The organism is Streptomyces sp. NPDC044921, assembly GCF_056432865.1.
On the sequence record NZ_JBWKIF010000028.1, the window covers coordinates 98,052 to 116,503 of the forward strand.

Sequence of the window (18,452 nt, forward strand, 5' to 3'; positions counted from 1 at the left end):
TGACCAGTCCGGCACCCCGTGACTCGTCCGTCTGACGGCCGCTGCGTGTGCCAGTCCGTTCTGCCGGTCCCGCGTCCTGCGCCCCCCCACCACCCCTGTCCTGTCCCTGCCCCTGCCCCGGTCGCCGCCGCGGCGGAGCCTGGCGTGCTGCCCCCGAGTCGCGCGCCCCACCCTTCCCGAGGACAACTCACCGTGTCTGTCACCGCTGCCCCCACACCGCCCACGCCCGTATCCGGTCCCCGCGGTCCGCGCGCCAACCCCTGGCTGACCCTGGTGGCCGTCGCCTTCGGCCTGTTCATGGTCGGCCTCGACGGCTCCGTCGTCTCGATCGCCAACGCCGAGATCGCCCGGGACCTCAACGCCACCACCGCCGAACTGCAGTGGGTCACCAACTCCTACCTGCTCGCCCTCGCCGCCACCCTCATCCTCGGCGGCAAGCTCGGCGACCGCTTCGGGCGCCGCACCCTCTACCTCGCCGGCGTCGTCGGGTTCACCCTCGCGTCCGTCGCGATCGGCCTCGCCGGGTCGATCGAGGGCGTCATCGTCTTCCGCGCCGTACAGGGCGTCTTCGGCGCGATGCTCATGCCCAACACGCTCGCCCTGCTGCGCGCCGTGTTCCCGCCGGGGAAGTTCGGCATGGCCGTCGGCATCTGGGCGATGATCTCGTCCGTCTCCACCGCGCTCGGCCCCATCGTCGGCGGACTGCTCGTCGAGCACGTCGACTGGGAGTCCGTCTTCTACATCAACGCGCCCATCGGCGTCGTCGCCCTCGTCTTCGGCCTCCTGGTGCTGCCGCAGTCCAGGAACGAGGCGGCCGCGCGTCAGAGGTTCGACGTGCCCGGTGTCGTACTGCTCGCCCTCGGACTGCTCGCCGTCGTCTTCGGCGTCGTCAAGGGCGAGACGTGGGGCTGGGCTTCGGCCGGCACACTCGGCGCGATCTGCGGAGGCGTCGTCGTCCTGGCGGTCTTCGGCCGGTACGAGACCCGCGTCGCACACCCGCTCCTGCCGATGCGCCTGTTCCGCAACCCGGCCCTGACGATCGGTACCGTCGTCACCGCACTGAACTTCTTCATCCTGCTCGGCGTGATCTTCTTCGTGATGCTGTACCTGCAGAACGTACGGGGCTTCACCCCGGTCGAGTCCGGCGTGCGCACCCTGCCGCTGAGCCTCGCCTCCATGGTGGCCTCGCCGCTCGGGGCCAAGCTCACCGAGCGGTTCGGCCCGCGTCTGACCATGCCGCTGGGCATGGTGCTCCAGGCCGGTGCCGCCTTCACGATGCTCGCGTGGACCGCTCACTCGTCGTACCACACGCTGTGGCCGCCCTTCCTCGCGCTCGGTCTCGGCGTCGGCATGGTGATGTCCGCGTCCTCGGACGCGATCGTCGGCAACGCGCCCGTCCAGGACGGCGGCGTCGCGGGCGGTCTGCAGGCCACCTCGCTCCAGGTCGGCGGCGCGCTCGGCACGTCGGTGCTCGTCTCCCTCATCAGCAGCCGTGTCGGTTCCACGCTCGGCGGCTCACTGACCGAGGCGGGCGTACCGCACGCGGTCGCCGCCCGCCTCGAGGAGGCGAAGGACGCGGTCGCCATGGGCGTCGCCCCGGTCTCCGAGGCGATGCCCGCCCAGCTCAGGGCCGCCGTGACCGACGGCAGCCACACCGCCTTCATGCACGGCGTGCACACCGCCGTCCTCGTCACCGGCGTCCTGGCCCTGGTGGGCGCGGCACTCGCGGCGCTGGGCCTGCGCGACCGGAAGGACGGGCACGAGGAGAGCGGCGCCGGGACGACGGGCAGCGGGTCGGTGCCCGGGCCCGTGCCCGGCGAGGCGGTCACCTGACCTGGCCCGGGCGGGCGGCGTGGGTCGCGTGGTGGTCCCACACGGGCGGATCGTACGCGTGGACGGGCCAGGGCGGTCGGCCCGGCCGGCCCGGCCGGCGACGTGGTGGCCACCGCCACCATCGGCGGCGCCGGAGGGAGTCGGCCGACTGCGTCGCCAACCGCGCCGCGCCCGGTGGCGTCCACCTGACGGGCATTTCATAATTGTCGTGTCCACGCGTCGCGGACGCCGTCGATTCCCCCGCCGAGAGCAAGTCCCTCCGCCGGAGTCGCGGACCGGCGCAGGGACCTCGGACCGACCTGTGCAGTCGATCGAGAAGACCGGAACGAGACGATGATGGATCTCGGCTTCGTGGGCCCCAGCCGGCCCGCCAACGACTACCGGTTCCTGAGTGTCACCGACGGCGACACCCCGAACATCGCCATGGCGATTCGCATGGTGTCCGTCGACACCCCGGAAAGTGCATACGGCGGCGCCCCCGCCACCGCCCAGGCCGCGCTGGACCGCACGCGGACACGACTGCTGGACGGCACCTACGACGCGCTGCCGCAGGACCTGCGCGACTACCTGGTCTCCCGGATCACTCCCGACGCCGCGCAGCGGCACCAGGCCGCGGGCAAGGCGGCGGCCGAGGCCCACGCGGAGATGGTGACCACGCGTCTGACCCGTCCCGACGGCTCGCAGCGCAAGCTGGCCGTGATCGCGACCGGTGAGCTGGTGGAGGGCAACGGGCGTCTGCTGGCGTACACCGCGCCGTGGTTCGGCGGCGGTTCCTCCGATCCGCTGCCGCCGCGCGACGATCCGCGCCGGCGCACGTTCAACCTGGACATGGTGGCCCTGGGCTGGGCCGCCACCTTCCTCGTCTACCCCTCCCTCCCCTCCTCCGCCGACCTGAACCTGCTGCTGGAGGAGGCGGAGGCGGCCTGGACGCAACAGCGCGGCGCCTGGGCGCGGTTCGGGCAGGACCTGCTGCTGGGCTACGAGTACCGGGCCTGCGTCAAGCTCGGTGCCCGGGAGGTGACCGATCCGGCCGGGACCATCGACCGGGCCTACCAACGGGTGTGCGTGGACCTGCGGTCGCTGACCGAGGTGGGCCTGTACGGCTACCACGGGGTGCCGCCCCAGCACCGCCTCTGGATCTGGGCGGACGACCTGGAGCGGGCACGCGAGGACCTGCCCATCACGGCGTGAAGCGGGCGGCTCGGGCCGGCCGCGCGAGCCCGGGAAGCGGCCGGCCGTCCGACGGCCCCGGCGCCGGCCGGCGCCACCGGCGGCGCGACGCCAGCGCGGCCAGTACGGCACCCGTGGCGTTGACCAGGACGTCGTCCACGGAGGACACGCGGTACAGCCGCAGGACGTACGGTGCGGTCTCCACCAGGCCCGAGTTGTCGGCGCTCCCCAGGGAGCCCATGGTGACCAGGTCCCGCAGGGGGACGAGGCTCACCCGGGCGGGGGCGGTGCCGGGCTCGGCACCGCCCGGCATCATGGTCATCCACAGGAAGGGCACCGTCCCGTGGACCATGCCCACCTCGGCCAGTGACGTCCGCCACGGCGACGCCGCCCCGGCGGCCCGTCGGCGGCGGGCCAGCGCCCACGCGACCAGCGCGGACAGCGGCAGCGCGACCAGTGTCATGAGCAGCACGCCGTTGAACGTGTCGAAGCAGCCGTGCCACCGCCCGGCCAGGCAGGCCGGAGCCGACATCGTGAGGGGCCGCCACGAGACGTACACGGCACCGGCGAGGCCGGAGGTGGCCAGGGCGAGGACCGCGATCCCGCGCGTGCGGCGGAGCGGTGCCGACAGGGATGTCTCGGGTCTCATGCTCCTCATGAGAGACCGGGGGCGTTGCGGCGGCGTATCCGCTTTTCGATACCTCCGCCATACTCCGCCGCACCCGGGAGTCCTCAACGCGCCGCCCCCATAGGGCATTTGGGCGGTGAGGTGCCCTTGCTAGGGTGGTCCGATGGCATCGGTCAAGCAGTTCCAGGTCACCTTCGACTGCGCGGATCCCGAGCGCGTCGCCCGCTTCTGGTGCGAGGTGCTGGGATACGTCGTACCGGCGCAGGCGGAGGGCGAGAGCTCGTGGTCCGCGTGCGTCGATCCGTCGGGCGCGGGGCCGCGTCTGTACTTCCAGCGGGTGCCCGAGGGGAAGGTCGTCAAGAACCGGGTGCACCTCGACGTGCGGGCGGGCACCGGACTCGTGGGCGAGGAGCGGGTGGCCGCGCTCGAGGCCGAGGGCGCGCGGCTCGTCGGGCTCGGCGCGGTACGCGTGCGCCTGCTGCCCGCCGACGAGGAGAACGAGTCGTGCCTGCTGATGCGGGACGTCGAGGGCAACGAGTTCTGCCTCGACTGAGCGTCCCGCCGCCGGGCCTGGTGGCCGGGTGAGTCCGTACGGAGGTCCGTGCATGGTCCGGGCCGAGGGGGGAACCCGGGCGGTTTTCCGTCACCCGGGTGCGGAGGTGACCATCCGGGGCAGGCTTTGTGAGGGACTCGAAACGTGGGTTAGCCTGCGGCGTATTTCTCATCGCGCAGATCCGTGACTACGGAAATGCATGCACGACACCCGGGCCGCCGCCGCGGTCCGGAGGGGTTCCGAGTCCTCGGCTGCACGGGGGCTCTTGGGGAGCGGAACGAGGGTGCGCATGACCAGCGACAGCGCCGGGGCCGTCGACGTGGTGCCGGGCGACCAGGAGCTGCGGCGGCTGCTGGCCGGCCTGACCGCGGTACGGGACGGGGACTTCGGTACCCGGTTGCCCGACGACGCGGACGGCCTCATGGGCGACATCGCCAAGGTCTTCAACGGCATGGTCGACCAGCTGTCCGTGTTCACCTCCGAGGTCACCCGGGTGGCCCGCGAGGTCGGCACCGAGGGCACGCTGGGCGGCCAGGCCGAGGTGCCGGGCGTCTCGGGCACCTGGGCCGACCTGACCGACTCGGTCAACGCCATGGCGGGCAACCTGACCACGCAGGTCCGTGACATCGCCCAGGTGGCCACGGCGGTGGCCAAGGGCGACCTGTCGCAGAAGATCGACGTGCCCGCGCGCGGCGAGATCCTGCAGCTGAAGGAGACCGTCAACACGATGGTCGACCAGCTGTCCGCCTTCGCCGACGAGGTGACGCGTGTCGCCCGCGAGGTCGGCAGCGAGGGGCGCCTCGGCGGCCAGGCGCAGGTTCCGGGCGTGGCCGGAGTCTGGCGCGACCTGACCGACTCGGTGAACCACATGGCCGGAAACCTCACCAGCCAGGTCCGGTCCATCGCCCAGGTCACCACGGCGGTGGCCGAGGGCGACCTGTCGCAGAAGATCACCGTGGACGCGCGCGGCGAGATCCTGGAGCTGAAGTCCACCATCAACACGATGGTCGACCAGCTCTCCGCCTTCGCCGACGAGGTCACCCGCGTCGCCCGCGAGGTCGGCACCGAAGGACGCCTCGGCGGCCAGGCGGACGTGAAGGGCGTCAAGGGCACCTGGCGCGACCTGACCGACTCGGTGAACTTCATGGCCGGGAACCTCACCGGCCAGGTCCGCAACATCGCGCTCGTCGCCACCGCCGTCGCCAAGGGCGACCTGTCGCAGAAGATCACCGTGGACGCGCGCGGCGAGATCCTGGAACTGAAGTCCACCATCAACACGATGGTCGACCAGCTCTCCGCCTTCGCCGACGAGGTCACCCGCGTCGCCCGCGAGGTCGGCACGGAAGGACGCCTCGGCGGCCAGGCGCAGGTGCGCGGGGTGTCGGGCACCTGGAAGGACCTCACCGACAACGTCAACGTGATGGCCTCCAACCTGACCGGCCAGGTCCGCTCCATCGCCCAGGTCGCCACCGCCGTGGCGCGCGGCGACCTCTCCAGCCGGATCACGGTCGAGGCCAAGGGCGAGGTGGCCGCGCTCGCCGAGGTCATCAACACCATGGTCGACACGCTGTCGGCGTTCGCGGACGAGGTGACGCGTGTCGCCCGCGAGGTCGGCACCGAGGGCCGGCTCGGCGGCCAGGCGCACGTGCCGAATGTCGCCGGCACCTGGAAGGACCTCACCGACAACGTCAACTCGATGGCCAACAACCTCACCGGCCAGGTGCGCAACATCGCGCTGGTGACGACCGCCGTGGCCCGGGGCGACCTGTCGAAGAAGATCGACGTCGACGCGCGCGGCGAGATCCTCGAACTGAAGACGACGATCAACACGATGGTCGACCAGCTGTCCGCGTTCGCCGACGAGGTCACGCGTGTGGCCCGCGAGGTGGGCACCGAGGGCCGGCTCGGCGGCCAGGCCGAGGTCGAGGGGGTCTCCGGCACCTGGAAGCGCCTGACGGAGAACGTCAACGAGCTGGCGGGCAACCTGACCCGGCAGGTGCGGGCGATCGCCGAGGTGACCAGCGCGGTCGCCGAGGGCGACCTGACCCGCTCGATCAACGTGGAGGCGTCCGGCGAGGTCGCCGAGCTGAAGGACAACATCAACTCGATGGTGGAGTCCCTGCGCGAGACCACCCGGGCCAACCAGGAGCAGGACTGGCTCAAGACCAACCTCGCCCGGATCTCGGGCCTGATGCAGGGCCACCGCGACCTGCCCGTGGTCGCCGAGCTGATCATGGACGAGCTGGTCCCGCTGGTGTCGGCCCAGTACGGCGCCTTCTACCTCGCCGAGGACGGCGAGGACGGGCCCGAGCTGCGGCTGGTCGGCTCCTACGGCTACCCGGAGGAGAGCACCCGGCCCACCCGGATCGCCTTCGGCCGCACCCTGGTCGGCCAGGCGGCGCGCAGCAAGCGCACCATCGTGGTGGACGAGGTGCCGCCCGGCTACGTCACCATCTCCTCGGGGCTCGGCGAGGTGGTGCCGACGGCGCTGGTGCTGCTGCCCATCGTCGTCGAGGGCCAGGTCCTCGGCGTGATCGAGCTGGCGTCGGTGGCCCCCTTCACCCAGATCCACCGGGACTTCCTCGCGCAGCTGATGGAGACCCTCGGCGTCAACCTCAACACGATCGTGGCCAACGCCCGTACCGACGAGCTGCTCGAGGAGTCGCAGCGCCTCACGGTCGAGCTCCAGGCCCGCTCCACCGAGCTGCAGGTGCAGCAGGAGGAACTCCAGCGCTCCAACGCGGAACTGGAGGAGAAGGCCTCGCTGCTCGTGGCGCAGAACCGGGACATCGAGGCGAAGAACCTGCAGATCGAGCAGGCCCGGCAGGAGCTGGAGACCCGGGCGCAGCAGCTGTCGCTGGCCTCCAAGTACAAGTCGGAGTTCCTGGCCAACATGAGCCACGAGCTGCGCACCCCGCTCAACAGCCTGCTGATCCTGGCCCAGCTGCTGGCGCAGAACCCGTCGCGCAACCTCACGCCCAAGCAGGTCGAGTACGCGCAGATCATCCACTCCGCCGGTTCGGACCTGCTCCAGCTGATCAACGACATCCTCGACCTGTCCAAGGTGGAGGCCGGGAAGATGGACGTCGCGCCCGAGCGGGTGGCGCTGCGCCAGCTCATCGAGTACGTCGAGGCCACCTTCCGGCCCATGACGACCCAGAAGAGCCTGGAGTTCACCGTCACCACGGCGCCGGGCGCACCCGCGGACCTGCTCACGGACGACTCCCGGCTGCGCCAGGTGCTGCGCAACCTCCTGTCGAACGCCGTGAAGTTCACCGAGCAGGGCGGGGTGGAGCTGAGCATCGAGCCCGCGGCGGACGACGAGGTGCCCGAGGGCGTGGTCCGGGGCGGCGCGGTGGTGGCCTTCCGGGTGAAGGACACCGGCATCGGCATCTCGGAGCAGAACCTGGAGACGATCTTCGGCGCCTTCCAGCAGGCGGACGGCACGACCAGCCGCAAGTACGGCGGCACCGGCCTGGGCCTGTCCATCACGCGGGAGATCGCCCAGCTGCTCGGCGGTGCCGTCACGGTGGACAGCGCGCCCGGGCAGGGCAGCACGTTCACGCTGTTCCTGCCGGTGGCCCGCCCCGACTTCGAGGAGCTGCTCAACCACGGCAGGACCCCGGAGCGGGCCTCGGCCGAGGCCCTGCCCCAGGGTTCGTCGCAGTCGGTGCCGGTGCCCCAGATCGGGCCGGGACCGCGGCCCAGGCGTCTGCTCGTCGTGGAGGAGCGGCCGCGCGGTCTGCTCACTCTCGTCGCGGAGAGCGTCGTTGCCGACCTGGCCCACGGCCGGTCCGACGGCGGACGGCCCGCGGTGGACATCATCACCGCCGTCGGCGCGCAGGAGGCGGCCGGTGCCCTCGCGGCCGATCCGTGCCACTGTGTCGTCCTGGAGCTGGGCGCGGGCGACGGCGAGGCGGCCCGGTTCCTCCAGGCCCTGGAGGGCGACTCGGCGCTGACGAGCGTGCCGGTGCTGGTGCACAGCAGCCACCCGGCGGACGTCGCCCTGGACGAGACGCTGCGAGCCCGATCGGCGGGCGGGGCGCTGGAGCTGCTGTCCAGCCTCGACGAGCTGCGCGAGCGGATCGCCCTGCACCTGTCCGCGGAGGAACCCGGTGACGTGCTGTCCCTGGTCCGGCCGGAGGAGGCGCAGGCGCTGACGCCGCCGGTGGTCGACGACACCTCGGCGGGCCGCACCGTCCTGGTCGTCGACGACGACGCGCGCAACCTCTTCGCTCTCAGCGGCATCCTGGAGCTGCACGGTTTCCGGGTCCTGCACGCGGAGAACGGGCGCCGGGGCATCGAGACGCTCGTGAACAACCCGGACATCGCCATCGTGCTGATGGACGTGATGATGCCGGAGATGGACGGCTACACGGCGACCGCGGAGATCCGCAAGATGCCGCAGTACGCCGACCTGCCGATCATCGCCGTGACGGCGAAGGCGATGCCCGGTGACCGGGACAAGAGCCTCGCCTCGGGCGCGAGCGACTACGTCACCAAGCCGGTCGACACGCGCGACCTCATGGCCTGCGTCCGCCGCTGGCTGCCCTCGTGAGCACGCCGGTGCCCGGCCCGCACACCGGCGGGCCGGGCACCCCGCAGGGCCAGCCGTTCCGCGCCACCGGGCGCTGAAGCCGAGGAGCATCCACACCGTGAGCATGTCCGAGCAGCCGCGCGAACCGCGGGCCGACGAGCCGCAGCGCGACCCCGCCGGCCTGGCGTCCGCCGCCCCGCCGGGGACGGCGCAGGCCGCCCAGCGGGAGCCCGACGAGCCGTGGGTGATCTCCGAAGGGCAGGTGGCGTCGCCCGAGGCGCTGCTGTCGGAGCTCGGCGGTGTCTCGACCACCTCGCCGGTGGGGCGGCTGGCGGCCACCGTCGAGCGGCTCAGCCGGGAGGTGCGGGCCGCCCAGGCGGAGGCCGAGGGGCGCGCCCTGATCGAGCTGGCCAAGGGTGTCCTGGTCGAGCGGCTCAAGTGCGGCCCGGCCCAGGCCGCCCGCCAGCTCTCCGAGCTGGCCGAACAGGCCCAGGTCAGCCCCCTGGAACTCGCCGTCGACGTCATCAACCAGGCCGCCCGGGACCGGATGTCCGAGGTGACCGACGCGTTCCTCGCCGCCACCAAGGCCGCCGACGAGACGGAGGCCGAGTCGGCCGCCGTGCGCCTGCGCGCGGCCGAGAGCGGCGTGCTGGCGGCGGACGACACGCAGGCCGTGGCCGACGCCCTGCTGGAGCAGGCGCTGCGTCCCCTCGGCGCGGTGGCCGTGGCCATATGGGCCGCGGGCCCCGACGGTTCGCTGACCCTGGCGGGCAGCGCCGGCTTCTCCCCCGCCGAGGCCACGCGCTGGCGCTACGTCCCGCCGGACGTGGTGACGGTCGCGCGGCGGGGCCTGGTCGAACGCGAGGGGCACTGGATCGCCGCCCTGAAGGAGACCGGGCTGCCCACGATCGGGCTGCACCACCATCCGGACGGCGGCCGGGCCGCCCTGCCCGCCGGCACCGGGGGGCGCGTCCACGGGGTGCTGGAGATCGCCTGGCCCGAGCCGCTGGAGCCACAGCGCCCGCAGATCGTGCGGCAGGTGGAGGCGCTGGCCGAACTGTGCGCGCACACGCTGGAGACGTACACGCCGGTGCCGACCGGGGCCCAGGAGCCGCGGGTCGTGCCGGACGCCGCGGAGCTGATGGACCTGGCCGACGGCCTGCACGACCCCGCGCTGGTCCTGGTGCCGCACCTGGACGCCGACGGGCATCTGGTGGACTTCCGCATCCAGCACGTCAACGACCGCTTCCTCGATCCGGCCGGGCGGCCCCGGGCGGTGGTCAACGGGGCGCTGCTGCTGGAGGCCTACCCGATGGCCGCCGGTGACAGCGAGCTGTTCCAGCGCGTCGAGCGCGTCTACGCCACCGGTGAGCCCTTCAGGGCGCGGCGGATGAACCTCACCGCCCTCGTCGACCAGGTGCCGCTGTCGGCGGTCGCGGACATCAGCATCAGCCGGCACGGCACGTCGGTGCTGCTCATCTGGCGGATCGAGGACGAGACGGCGCGGCTGGCGAGCCTGCTCCAGAACGCCCAGCGCCTCGGCCGGATAGGGGGCTTCGAGGAGAACGTGCTGACCGGTGAGATCACCTGGAACGGGCAGCTGTTCGACCTCTACGGGCGTCCTCAGTCGAGCACCCCGGTGCCCCTGGAGGAACTGCCGGCCCACGCCCACCCGGACGACGGCGTCTCCATCCGCCGGTTCCTGCGCACGCTGCTGCACCACCGGCGCCCGGCGGCCGCCGCCTTCCGGCTGCAGCGCCCCGACGGGGTGACCCGCCACATCCGGATCGTCGCCGAGCCGGTGCTGGACACCGACGACCGGCTGCTGCTGGTGCGCGGCGCCTGTCAGGACATCTCGGCGCAGCACTGGACGGAGGTGGCGCTGGCCGCCACCCGGGACCAGCTGGCGCACACCGAGCAGCAGGCCACCGAGCGCAACCGGCTGACCCTGCAGCTGCAGCACGCCATCATGCCGCCGACGCAGGCGCCGTTGCGGGTGGCGGGCCTGCAGGTGGCGGTCCGTTACCGGCCGGCGGAGACCGAACAGCTGGTGGGCGGCGACTGGTACGACGCGGTCGTCCTGCCGTCCGGGATGGTGCTGCTGTGCGTCGGGGACGTGGCCGGGCACGGTATCGAGGCCGCCACGAGCATGGTGGTGCTGCGCAACGCGCTGCGCGGTCTGGCGGTGACCGGCGCCGGGCCGGGGCAGCTGCTGTCCTGGCTGAACATCGTGGCGCACCACCTGACGGGCGCCGTCACCGCGACGGCGGTGTGCGGGCTGTACGACCCGGAGCGGCGGACGCTGCGCTGGGCCCGGGCGGGTCACCTGCCGCCGGTCCTGGTCCGGGAGGCGGAGGCGGCTCCGCTGCCGCTGGGCCAGGGGCTGCTGCTCGGTGCCGTTCCCGAGGCCTCGTACGAGGAGAAGGAGATGCAGCTCGCCGCCGGGGACACGCTGCTGATGTACACGGACGGTCTGATCGAACGCCGTGACCGGCCCGTGGAGGAGTCGCTGACCCACCTGCTGACCACCGCGCGCACGGCCCCCGCCACGCTCGATCAGCAGCTGGACCGCCTGCTGACCTACAGCCGGTCGGACACGGACGACGACACGTGCATCGTGGGCATCCGGGTGGGATGACCGCCGGGCGGGGCGCGCCGGGGGCGGTCAGCCGTCGGTGCGCGCCGCCGCGTCCAGCAGCGGGCCGAGTTCGCGGGCCACGGTCGTCAGGGGGCGGACGTCCCGTTCGGCGCGGGCGAGGAGGATCGCCCCCTCCAGGGCGCTGATCATGAGGGTGGCGAGCCGGCCGGCCCGTTCCGCGGGCACGCCGGTCCCGACCAGGGCCCCGGCGACCGCCGACGTCCAGGCGGTGAACGCGGCGGCGGCGGCCTCCCGGGTGGAGGGGGCCGACTCGGCGCAGTCCACCGTGGCGGCCGCCACCGGGCAGCCGCCCGCGAAGCCGGCGCTCCGGTACTCGTCGGTCCACTGCCGCACCATCGCGGCGAACAGCGCGCTCGGGGTCGGCACGGGCAGCGCGGCCAGGTAGCGCGCGACCCGGCCCGCCGCGTAGCGGCCCGCCCAGCCGACGGCCTCGTCGACCAGCTGGGTCTTGCCGCCGGGGAAGTAGTGCTGGAGGGACCCGCGCGGCGCGGCGGCCTCGACGGCGACCTCGCGCAGGCCCGTGGAGACGACCCCGTCGCGCCGGATCAGCTGGGCCGCGCTGAACACCATCCGCTCGCGCGGCCCCCGTCCGGTCCCCGCCATCGCGTACCTCCACCGCCACGTCCGCCCGCTTTCCCGCCACCCTATGACCGGGGTCATAACCGCGGCTACTATGACCGCTGTCATAGCCGGAAGCGGCGGGGGCGGCCCCGCAAGAGGCGGTGCATCGTGGACGTCGGTTTCATCGGCCTGGGAGTCATGGGGCAGCCCATGGCGCTCAACCTCGCCCGTGCCGGGACGCGGCTGGTGGTGTGGAACCGCACCGCGGAACGGTGCGCACCGGTGCGGGCCGCCGGTGCCGAGGTCGCCGCGAGCGCGGCCGAGGTCTTCCGGCGGTGCGGCACGGTGTTCCTCATGCTGGCCGACGAGGCCGCCGTCGACGCGGTGCTCGGGCGGGACGGCCCCGGCCCCGCCGCGCGCGTCGCCGGTCGCACCGTCGTCCACATGGGCACGACGTCGGCGGAGTTCTCCCGCGGCCTCCAGGACGACGTCCGCGCCGCGGGCGGGCGTTACGTCGAGGCCCCGGTGTCGGGATCCCGCGTCCCCGCCGAACGGGGCGAGCTGGTGGGGATGCTGGCGGGTGACGAGGACGCCGTGGCGGCCGTACGGCCCCTGCTCGCCCCGATGTGCCGGGAGGCGTTCGGATGCGGGGCGGTCCCGGGCGCGCTGCTGACGAAGTTCTCGGTGAACCTGTTCCTGATCACCCTGGTCACCGGGCTCGCCGAGGCCTTCCACTTCGCGGACCGGCACGGGATCGACCGGCGGCTGCTCCGCGACGTCCTGGACGCGGGGCCGATGGCCAGCGCCGTCTCCCGGGTCAAGGCGGAGAAGCTGCTGGAGCGCGACTTCACGGTGCAGGCGGCCGCTGCGGACGTGCTGAAGAACAACCGCCTGATCGCGGAGGCCGCCCGCGCGGCGAACCTGGCCTCCCCGCTGCTGGACGTCTGCCACGCCCTCTACGGGGAGGCCGTCGCGCGGGGCCACGGCACCGAGGACATGGTGGCGGTCGTACGCGCCCTGGAGGCTCGGACGGCGTCGGCCCCGGGACCCGGAGCGGCCTCCCGGTGAGGCCGGCGGCGGCCGCCGGGGAAGCGGGTCTCCCGGTCAGCGCGCCCTGCCCCGCGGTTTCAGCGGCATGCCGGGCAGGGCGGGCGCCGGGAGGGGATCGCCGTCGTAGCCCCGCACGACGCCGAACCGCGTCCCGCGCACCCAGTCCTCGCGCGCCCGCACGATCTCCTCGTGCGAGCGGGCGATGAAGTTCCACCACATGACGATCTCCTCCTCGAAGGGTGGCCCCCCGAGCAGGATCACCCGGGCGGGCGCGCCGGACTCGTTGGTGATCGTCAGGGTGCCGGACCCACAGGGGACGTAGCCGAGCTCGGCCGGCTTCAGCGGGGTGCCGAGGAGGCGGACGTCCCCGGTGTCGACGAGCAGGCCGTGTTCGAAGGCGGTGTCGACGGACAGGGTGAGCGCCGCCCCGGGTTCCAGGGTGATCTCGGCGCCGAGCAGGGGCGTGAAGGTGCGCACCGGCGAGGAGCTGCCGGCCAGTGAGCCCAGGAAGACGCTGACGCCGGCGCCGTCGACGCGTACCGGCTCGGGCACGTGGTGCTGGAAGTCCCGGGCGGCGTCGCGGTGTTCGTCGGGCAGGGCCACCCACAGCTGGACGCCGTGCAGCACGGTCGTCGCCGGGGTGGAGACCTCCGAGTGGGCGATGCCGTGTCCGCCGGTCATGAGGTTGAGCTCGCCGGGCCGGATCAGGGCGTGGGTGCCCAGGCTGTCGCGGTGCTCGATCTCCCCGCTGAAGAGCCAGCTCACGGTCTGCAGGCCGGTGTGCGGATGCGGGGGTACGACCATGCCCGTCGCGGTGGCGTCGACCGGGCCGTAGTGGTCGGCGAAGCACCAGGCGCCGATCAGGGACCTGGCCCGCTGGGGCAGCGTCCGGCGCACGGGCAGGGCGCGCGGGCCGCCCAGGGGCACCTCCCGCGCGGACAGCACCTCCACCGGTGTCCCGGCCGGTACGCCGCGGTCCGCGGTCGCCGCGCAGCGCAACGCCTCCGGTGCGGTTTCCACGTTGCTCACCGGGACCACCCCTCACCCGCCCTGGTTGTCACATCAACCACTATGGCACGCGGTTCACTCGTCACGCCCCGGTGCGGGAGGCCGTCGCCCGTCGTCGGCAGGCCGGTCACCGGCCGGCGGACCCTCCCGTGAGCCGCCCCGGCCCGCTCGACGTCGGGGCGGATCGTTGGCACGATCTTCCGGTCGGAAGTTCACCGGCCCTTGAGCGCCGGGCGGCAGGAGGGACGAGGAGTGGTGGGGTCGTCGGGGGGCGGGATGGCGCGGTCCGTCGTGTGGGCGTTGATCGCGGTGGTGGTGCTGGCGGTCGGGGCGGCGTCCGCCGTCCAGGTGCGCGGCGCGCTGGAGCGGGAGCGGGCGTACCGGGCCGCGCCCGCCTGTGACCGGCCCGCGGTGCGGGCCGCGGAGTGCCGGTGGCAGCAGGAGTTCACCGTGCGCTCCGCGGAGCTGAACCGCGGGGAGCGGCACGAGTCGCCCGAGGCGGTGCTGGCGGCGTCCTCCGGCACGGTCCGGCACGTGACGTTCCGGCAGACCGAGCCCGTGCTGTCCGAGATGGCGGCGGGAGAACGGGTCGTCGGGGTGATCTGGCGCGGGCTGCTGGTCGAGGTCCGGGACGCCGAGGGCCGGCGGCAGCAGACGGCGGACGGGCCCGTGGGGTGGCCCGCGGACCGGCTGGGCGGCGCGCTGGCCTGTTGCTCGTTCGGCCTGGCGGGGCTCGTGGGCGGGCTGTGGCCGCTCCTCGCGCGCGGCGACCGGCGTCACGCGGCGGCGGCGAGAGTGGTGCGGTGGCACGGCGTCGGCCTGGGCGGCACCGCGATCCTGGCGCTCTGGACGCAGTCGGCCAACGACTGGCCGCTGTGGGCGGTCCCGGCGATCTGGGGACCGCTCGCGCTGCTGCTCCTCGCGTCCATGACGGCCTTCGCCCTGGCCGCCCTGCGCGGGGAGCCGCACGAACGGGACCCCGCCCCGGCACCCGCGGGCGCGTGACCGCTCAGCTCTGCCGGGAGTGCACCGGACTGTTGGCGACGTCGTCCGGGCAGGGGCGGTGCGGCTCGCGCGAACGCCGGTCGCGTCGCCAGTCGAACGCCGCGAGGGCCAGGGACGCCGCCATGCCGACGATGCCGGCGACCAGTGCGAGGAAGAGGGCGCCGCGGTAGTCGTCCTCGCGGTGGCTGAGCACCAGGTAGAACAGGCCGGGCAGGGCGGCGGTGCCCACGGCGGCGCCGAGCCGCTGGCCGGTCTGCAGCGCGCCGCCCGCCGCCCCGGCCATGTGCACGGGCACGTCCCGCAGGGTCATGGTGATGTTCGGCGAGATCACGCAGCCGCCGCCGAGGCCGCCGAGGAACAGGGCGGGCGCGGCCAGCCAGGGCGCGACGCCGAGGGGCGCGAAGCGCAGCAGCAGCGCGGTGCCGCCGAGTCCGAGGATGACGCCCGTGAGGCCGCCCACGGTCAGCAGCCGCCCCAGCCGGTCCACCAGCCGGCCCGAGACCGCGGCCGCGCAGGCCGAGCCGACGGCGAACGGCGTCACGGCGAGGGCGGACCGCAGCGGCGAGAAGCCGAGCCCGTGCTGGTAGAAGAGCGCGAAGACCAGCCAGATGCCGCTGAAGCCGATGAAGTAGAGCGTGCCGACACCGGCGCCGACGGCGTAGCCGCGCACCGTGGTGAACAGGCGCGGGTCGAGCAGCGGCTGGGTGCCCCGGGCCAGCAGGCGGCGTTGCCACAGGGTGAAGACGACGAGCAGGGCGGCGCCGGCGAGGAACAGCCACCACAGCCGGGTCAGGCCGCCGGCCTCGGCCTGCACCAGCGGGTACATGAGGGCGAGGACGCCGCAGCCGAGGAGCAGCACGCCCGGCAGGTCCACGTGTTCCCGGCCCGAGCGCCGGGTGCGGGGCAGCAGGCGGCGGCCCAGGAGCACGGCGAGGATGCCGATGGGGACGTTGATGTAGAAGATCCACCGCCAGCCCTGGGGGCCGTCGGCCAGCGCGAGGATCAGGCCGCCGGCGAGCGGGCCGACCGCGGAGGAGATGCCGACGGTGGCGCCGAAGAAGCCGAAGGCGCGCCCGCGTTCCGCGCCCCGGAACATCTGCTGGATGAGCGCGGAGTTCTGCGGGGCCATGAAGCCGGCCGCCAGGCCCTGGGCGAGACGCGCCGCCACCAGCAGGGCGATGCTGGGCGCCGCTCCGCAGGCCGCGCTGAACAGCACGAAGCCGCTGAGCGCGAGCAGGAAGATACGGCGCCGGTCCAGGGCGTCGCCGAGGCGCCCGGCGGTGACCAGGGCCAGCCCGAAGCTCAGGGCGTATCCGGACACCACCCACTGCACCTGCGCGGCGGAGGCGTGCAGTTCCCGCTGGATGGTGGGCAGGGCCACCGCCACGATCGACACGTCCAGCAGGCTCATGAAGCCGGCCACCAGGGTCACCCACAGGGCCCGCCAGCGGCGCGGCTCTGGTTCGTGGTCACCTGCCGGTGCGCCCTGGCTCCCGCCACCCGGCGCCGATGCCGTCACATGAGCTCCTTCCGCCAGGGGCCGACCCGGGCGAACCAGGTTCCCCACCAGGGCACCAGCACACACGACCGGACGTCCGGGCGCGACCGCGGGCGAGCGGGACGGCCACCCGCGGACGCCCTTCCTCACGGTCGGTGATCAACTGGACGCCGCGCGAAGGGGGTCGTTTGAGCGCGTGAGATCTGTGCAGGCGTTCTGCTTGGGACAAGACCACCCCGGCGAAAGGAACGACTGATGGCGGCGCCCGACAACGACACATCGCTGGATCCCGCGGCGGTGAGACGGCACCGGGTGCTGTTCCGGGCGATCGAGAAGCGACGCCACCCGAAGCTGCGCCGCAGCGACATCACGGTGACCGACGAGGCGGCGGTCAAGCGCGCCACCAAGGCCGCCGCCCTCGGCAACGCGATGGAGTGGTACGACTTCGGCATCTACAGCTATCTGGCCTCGACCATCGGGCGCGTCTTCTTCCCGTCCGGGAACGACACCGCGCAGCTGCTGAGCTCCTTCGCGACGTTCGCGGTGGCGTTCCTGGTGCGCCCGCTCGGCGGCATGGTCTTCGGGCCGCTCGGCGACAAGCTCGGCCGCAAGCGTATCCTCTCCCTCACGATGATCATGATGGCCGTGGGCACGTTCGCCATCGGCCTGGTCCCCTCGCACGCCGTCATCGGCCTGTGGGCCCCGGCCCTGCTGATCTTCTTCCGGCTGGTGCAGGGCTTCTCGACCGGCGGGGAGTACGGCGGCGCCTCGACCTTCATCGCGGAGTACGCGCCGGACAAGCGGCGCGGTTTCTTCGGCAGCTTCCTGGAGCTGGGCACGCTCGCCGGCTACGTCGGGGCCTCCGGTCTCGTCGTCGTGCTGCAGGCCCTCCTCAGCGACGAGCAGATGCTCGCCTGGGGCTGGCGGGTCCCCTTCCTGGTCGCCGCGCCGCTCGGACTCATCGGGCTCTACCTGCGGCTGAAGCTGGACGAGACGCCCGCCTTCCAGAGGCTGGAGGGCGGCCGGGCCAAGGGAGGTGAGGCGGCCGAGGCCGTGGAGACCTCGGCCGCCGCCGACCTCGGCAAGATCTTCACCCGGTACTGGCGACCGCTGCTGCTGTGCCTCGCGCTGGTCGCGGCGTACAACATCACCGACTACATGCTGCTGTCGTACATGCCGACGTACCTGTCCGACGAGCTGGGCTACGAGACCAACCACGGGCTGCTGATCCTGCTCCTGGTGATGGTGCTGCAGATGTGCGTCATCAACCAAGTCGGCCGCCTGTCGGACCGCTTCGGGCGCAAGCCGCTGCTGATGACGGGGATGCTGGGCTTCCTCTTCCTGTCGCTGCCGTCCTTCCTGCTGATCCGGCAGGGCGGTGTCGTCCTCATCGCCCTGGGCCTGCTGCTGATGGGGCTGTCGCTGGTGGCGATGCTCGGCACCATGTCGGCGGCGCTCCCGGCGATCTTCCCGACGCACGTGCGCTACGGCTCCCTGTCGGTGGCCTACAACCTGGCGACCTCGGTGTTCGGCGGCACGACGCCCCTGGTGATCACCGCGCTGATCAGCGCCTTCGACTCCACCCTGATGCCGGCGTACTACGCCACCGGGGCGGCGGCCGTCGGTGTGATCGCCGTCCTGTGCATGCGGGAGACCGCCAACAAGCCCCTGGCCGGCTCCCCACCGTCCGTGGAGACGGAGGCGGAGGCCGCGGAGCTCGTCGACGCGCGGACCCCGCGCCCCAGGTTCTGACCGGCCCGGCACGCACCGGCGGGACGGCGCCCGGGCGGTGCCCCGGCGCCCGCCCCGGCCACGGCCCGCCCCGCGCTTCCCGGGGCGGGCCGACCGCACGGTACGGCTAGGCAGTTTCGTTTGGATCAGTCGGTCGTTGTTCCGGTTGTGCCGTTGACTGACGCGCAGTGGGCGCGGATCGAGCCGTTACTCCCGGAC

Annotated in this window: 12 protein-coding genes; 8 read left to right on the plus strand and 4 right to left on the minus strand. The window is 73.3% G+C overall.

Annotated features, from left to right (window positions below):
• Positions 1-192: 192 nt before the first annotated feature.
• Together AC07DA_RS32615 and AC07DA_RS32620 are read left to right on the plus strand one after the other, a co-directional pair.
• Positions 193-1,833: an MFS transporter gene (locus AC07DA_RS32615; protein WP_479131840.1), complete on the plus strand. Its 1,641-nt coding sequence runs from the start codon at positions 193-195 to the stop codon at positions 1,831-1,833.
• A gap of 336 nt (positions 1,834-2,169) precedes the next feature.
• The gene (locus AC07DA_RS32620) at positions 2,170-3,024 is read left to right on the plus strand and encodes a hypothetical protein (protein ID WP_479131841.1); all 855 of its coding nucleotides are present in this window, start codon (positions 2,170-2,172) and stop codon (positions 3,022-3,024) included.
• Here AC07DA_RS32620 and AC07DA_RS32625 read toward each other — a convergent pair.
• Entirely contained in the window at positions 3,014-3,652 is a 639-nt protein-coding gene (locus AC07DA_RS32625) for a VanZ family protein (protein WP_479131842.1), read from the minus strand. The genes AC07DA_RS32620 and AC07DA_RS32625 overlap by 11 nt on opposite strands.
• Positions 3,653-3,794: 142 nt before the next feature.
• Here AC07DA_RS32625 and AC07DA_RS32630 point away from each other — a divergent pair, with 142 nt between their 5' ends.
• The 3 genes from AC07DA_RS32630 (at position 3,795) to AC07DA_RS32640 (ending at position 11,359) form a co-directional block, all read left to right on the plus strand.
• Positions 3,795-4,184 carry a VOC family protein gene (locus AC07DA_RS32630; protein WP_479131843.1) on the plus strand — a complete coding sequence of 130 codons (390 nt, stop codon included), beginning with the start codon at positions 3,795-3,797 and terminating at the stop codon, positions 4,182-4,184.
• 289 nt (positions 4,185-4,473) lie between these two features.
• Positions 4,474-8,742, plus strand: coding sequence for a HAMP domain-containing protein (locus AC07DA_RS32635; protein WP_479131845.1), 4,269 nt, complete (start codon positions 4,474-4,476; stop codon positions 8,740-8,742).
• A gap of 97 nt (positions 8,743-8,839) precedes the next feature.
• On the plus strand, positions 8,840-11,359 hold the full coding sequence (locus AC07DA_RS32640) for a SpoIIE family protein phosphatase (protein ID WP_479131846.1): 2,520 nt from the start codon (positions 8,840-8,842) through the stop codon (positions 11,357-11,359).
• Positions 11,360-11,386: 27 nt separating this feature from the next.
• Here AC07DA_RS32640 and AC07DA_RS32645 read toward each other — a convergent pair whose 3' ends face one another.
• Positions 11,387-11,983: a TetR/AcrR family transcriptional regulator gene (locus tag AC07DA_RS32645; RefSeq protein WP_479131847.1), complete on the minus strand. Its 597-nt coding sequence runs from the start codon at positions 11,981-11,983 to the stop codon at positions 11,387-11,389.
• Between the two features lie 126 nt (positions 11,984-12,109).
• Between AC07DA_RS32645 and AC07DA_RS32650 the strand changes: the two genes are divergently transcribed.
• A complete protein-coding gene (locus AC07DA_RS32650; protein ID WP_479131848.1) occupies positions 12,110-13,009 on the plus strand; it encodes an NAD(P)-dependent oxidoreductase in 900 nt (299 codons plus the stop codon).
• Between the two features lie 36 nt (positions 13,010-13,045).
• Here the strand turns inward: AC07DA_RS32650 and AC07DA_RS32655 are convergent, their stop codons facing one another.
• Positions 13,046-14,020, minus strand: coding sequence for a pirin family protein (locus AC07DA_RS32655; RefSeq protein WP_479131849.1), 975 nt, complete (start codon positions 14,018-14,020; stop codon positions 13,046-13,048).
• Between the two features lie 255 nt (positions 14,021-14,275).
• On the opposite strand from AC07DA_RS32655, the gene AC07DA_RS32660 reads away from it, so the two are divergent.
• The gene (locus tag AC07DA_RS32660; RefSeq protein ID WP_479131850.1) at positions 14,276-15,004 is read left to right on the plus strand and encodes a hypothetical protein; all 729 of its coding nucleotides are present in this window, start codon (positions 14,276-14,278) and stop codon (positions 15,002-15,004) included.
• Between the two features lie 4 nt (positions 15,005-15,008).
• Here the strand turns inward: AC07DA_RS32660 and AC07DA_RS32665 are convergent, their stop codons facing one another.
• On the minus strand, positions 15,009-16,523 hold the full coding sequence (locus AC07DA_RS32665; protein ID WP_479131851.1) for an MFS transporter: 1,515 nt from the start codon (positions 16,521-16,523) through the stop codon (positions 15,009-15,011).
• A gap of 234 nt (positions 16,524-16,757) precedes the next feature.
• Between AC07DA_RS32665 and AC07DA_RS32670 the strand changes: the two genes are divergently transcribed.
• Positions 16,758-18,254 carry an MFS transporter gene (locus AC07DA_RS32670; protein ID WP_479131853.1) on the plus strand — a complete coding sequence of 499 codons (1,497 nt, stop codon included), beginning with the start codon at positions 16,758-16,760 and terminating at the stop codon, positions 18,252-18,254.
• The last annotated feature ends 198 nt before the right edge of the window (positions 18,255-18,452 follow it).

Bases quoted from the DNA above. Each gene is read 5' to 3' on its own strand.
- AC07DA_RS32620 (WP_479131841.1), top strand. From the start codon at position 2,170: ATGGATCTCGGCTTCGTGGGCCCCAGCCGGCCCGCCAACGACTACCGG.
- AC07DA_RS32625 (WP_479131842.1), bottom strand. From the start codon at position 3,652: ATGAGACCCGAGACATCCCTGTCGGCACCGCTCCGCCGCACGCGCGGG.
- AC07DA_RS32630 (WP_479131843.1), top strand. From the start codon at position 3,795: ATGGCATCGGTCAAGCAGTTCCAGGTCACCTTCGACTGCGCGGATCCC.
- AC07DA_RS32635 (WP_479131845.1), top strand. From the start codon at position 4,474: ATGACCAGCGACAGCGCCGGGGCCGTCGACGTGGTGCCGGGCGACCAG.
- AC07DA_RS32645 (WP_479131847.1), bottom strand. From the start codon at position 11,983: ATGGCGGGGACCGGACGGGGGCCGCGCGAGCGGATGGTGTTCAGCGCG.
- AC07DA_RS32660 (WP_479131850.1), top strand. From the start codon at position 14,276: ATGGCGCGGTCCGTCGTGTGGGCGTTGATCGCGGTGGTGGTGCTGGCG.
- AC07DA_RS32670 (WP_479131853.1), top strand. From the start codon at position 16,758: ATGGCGGCGCCCGACAACGACACATCGCTGGATCCCGCGGCGGTGAGA.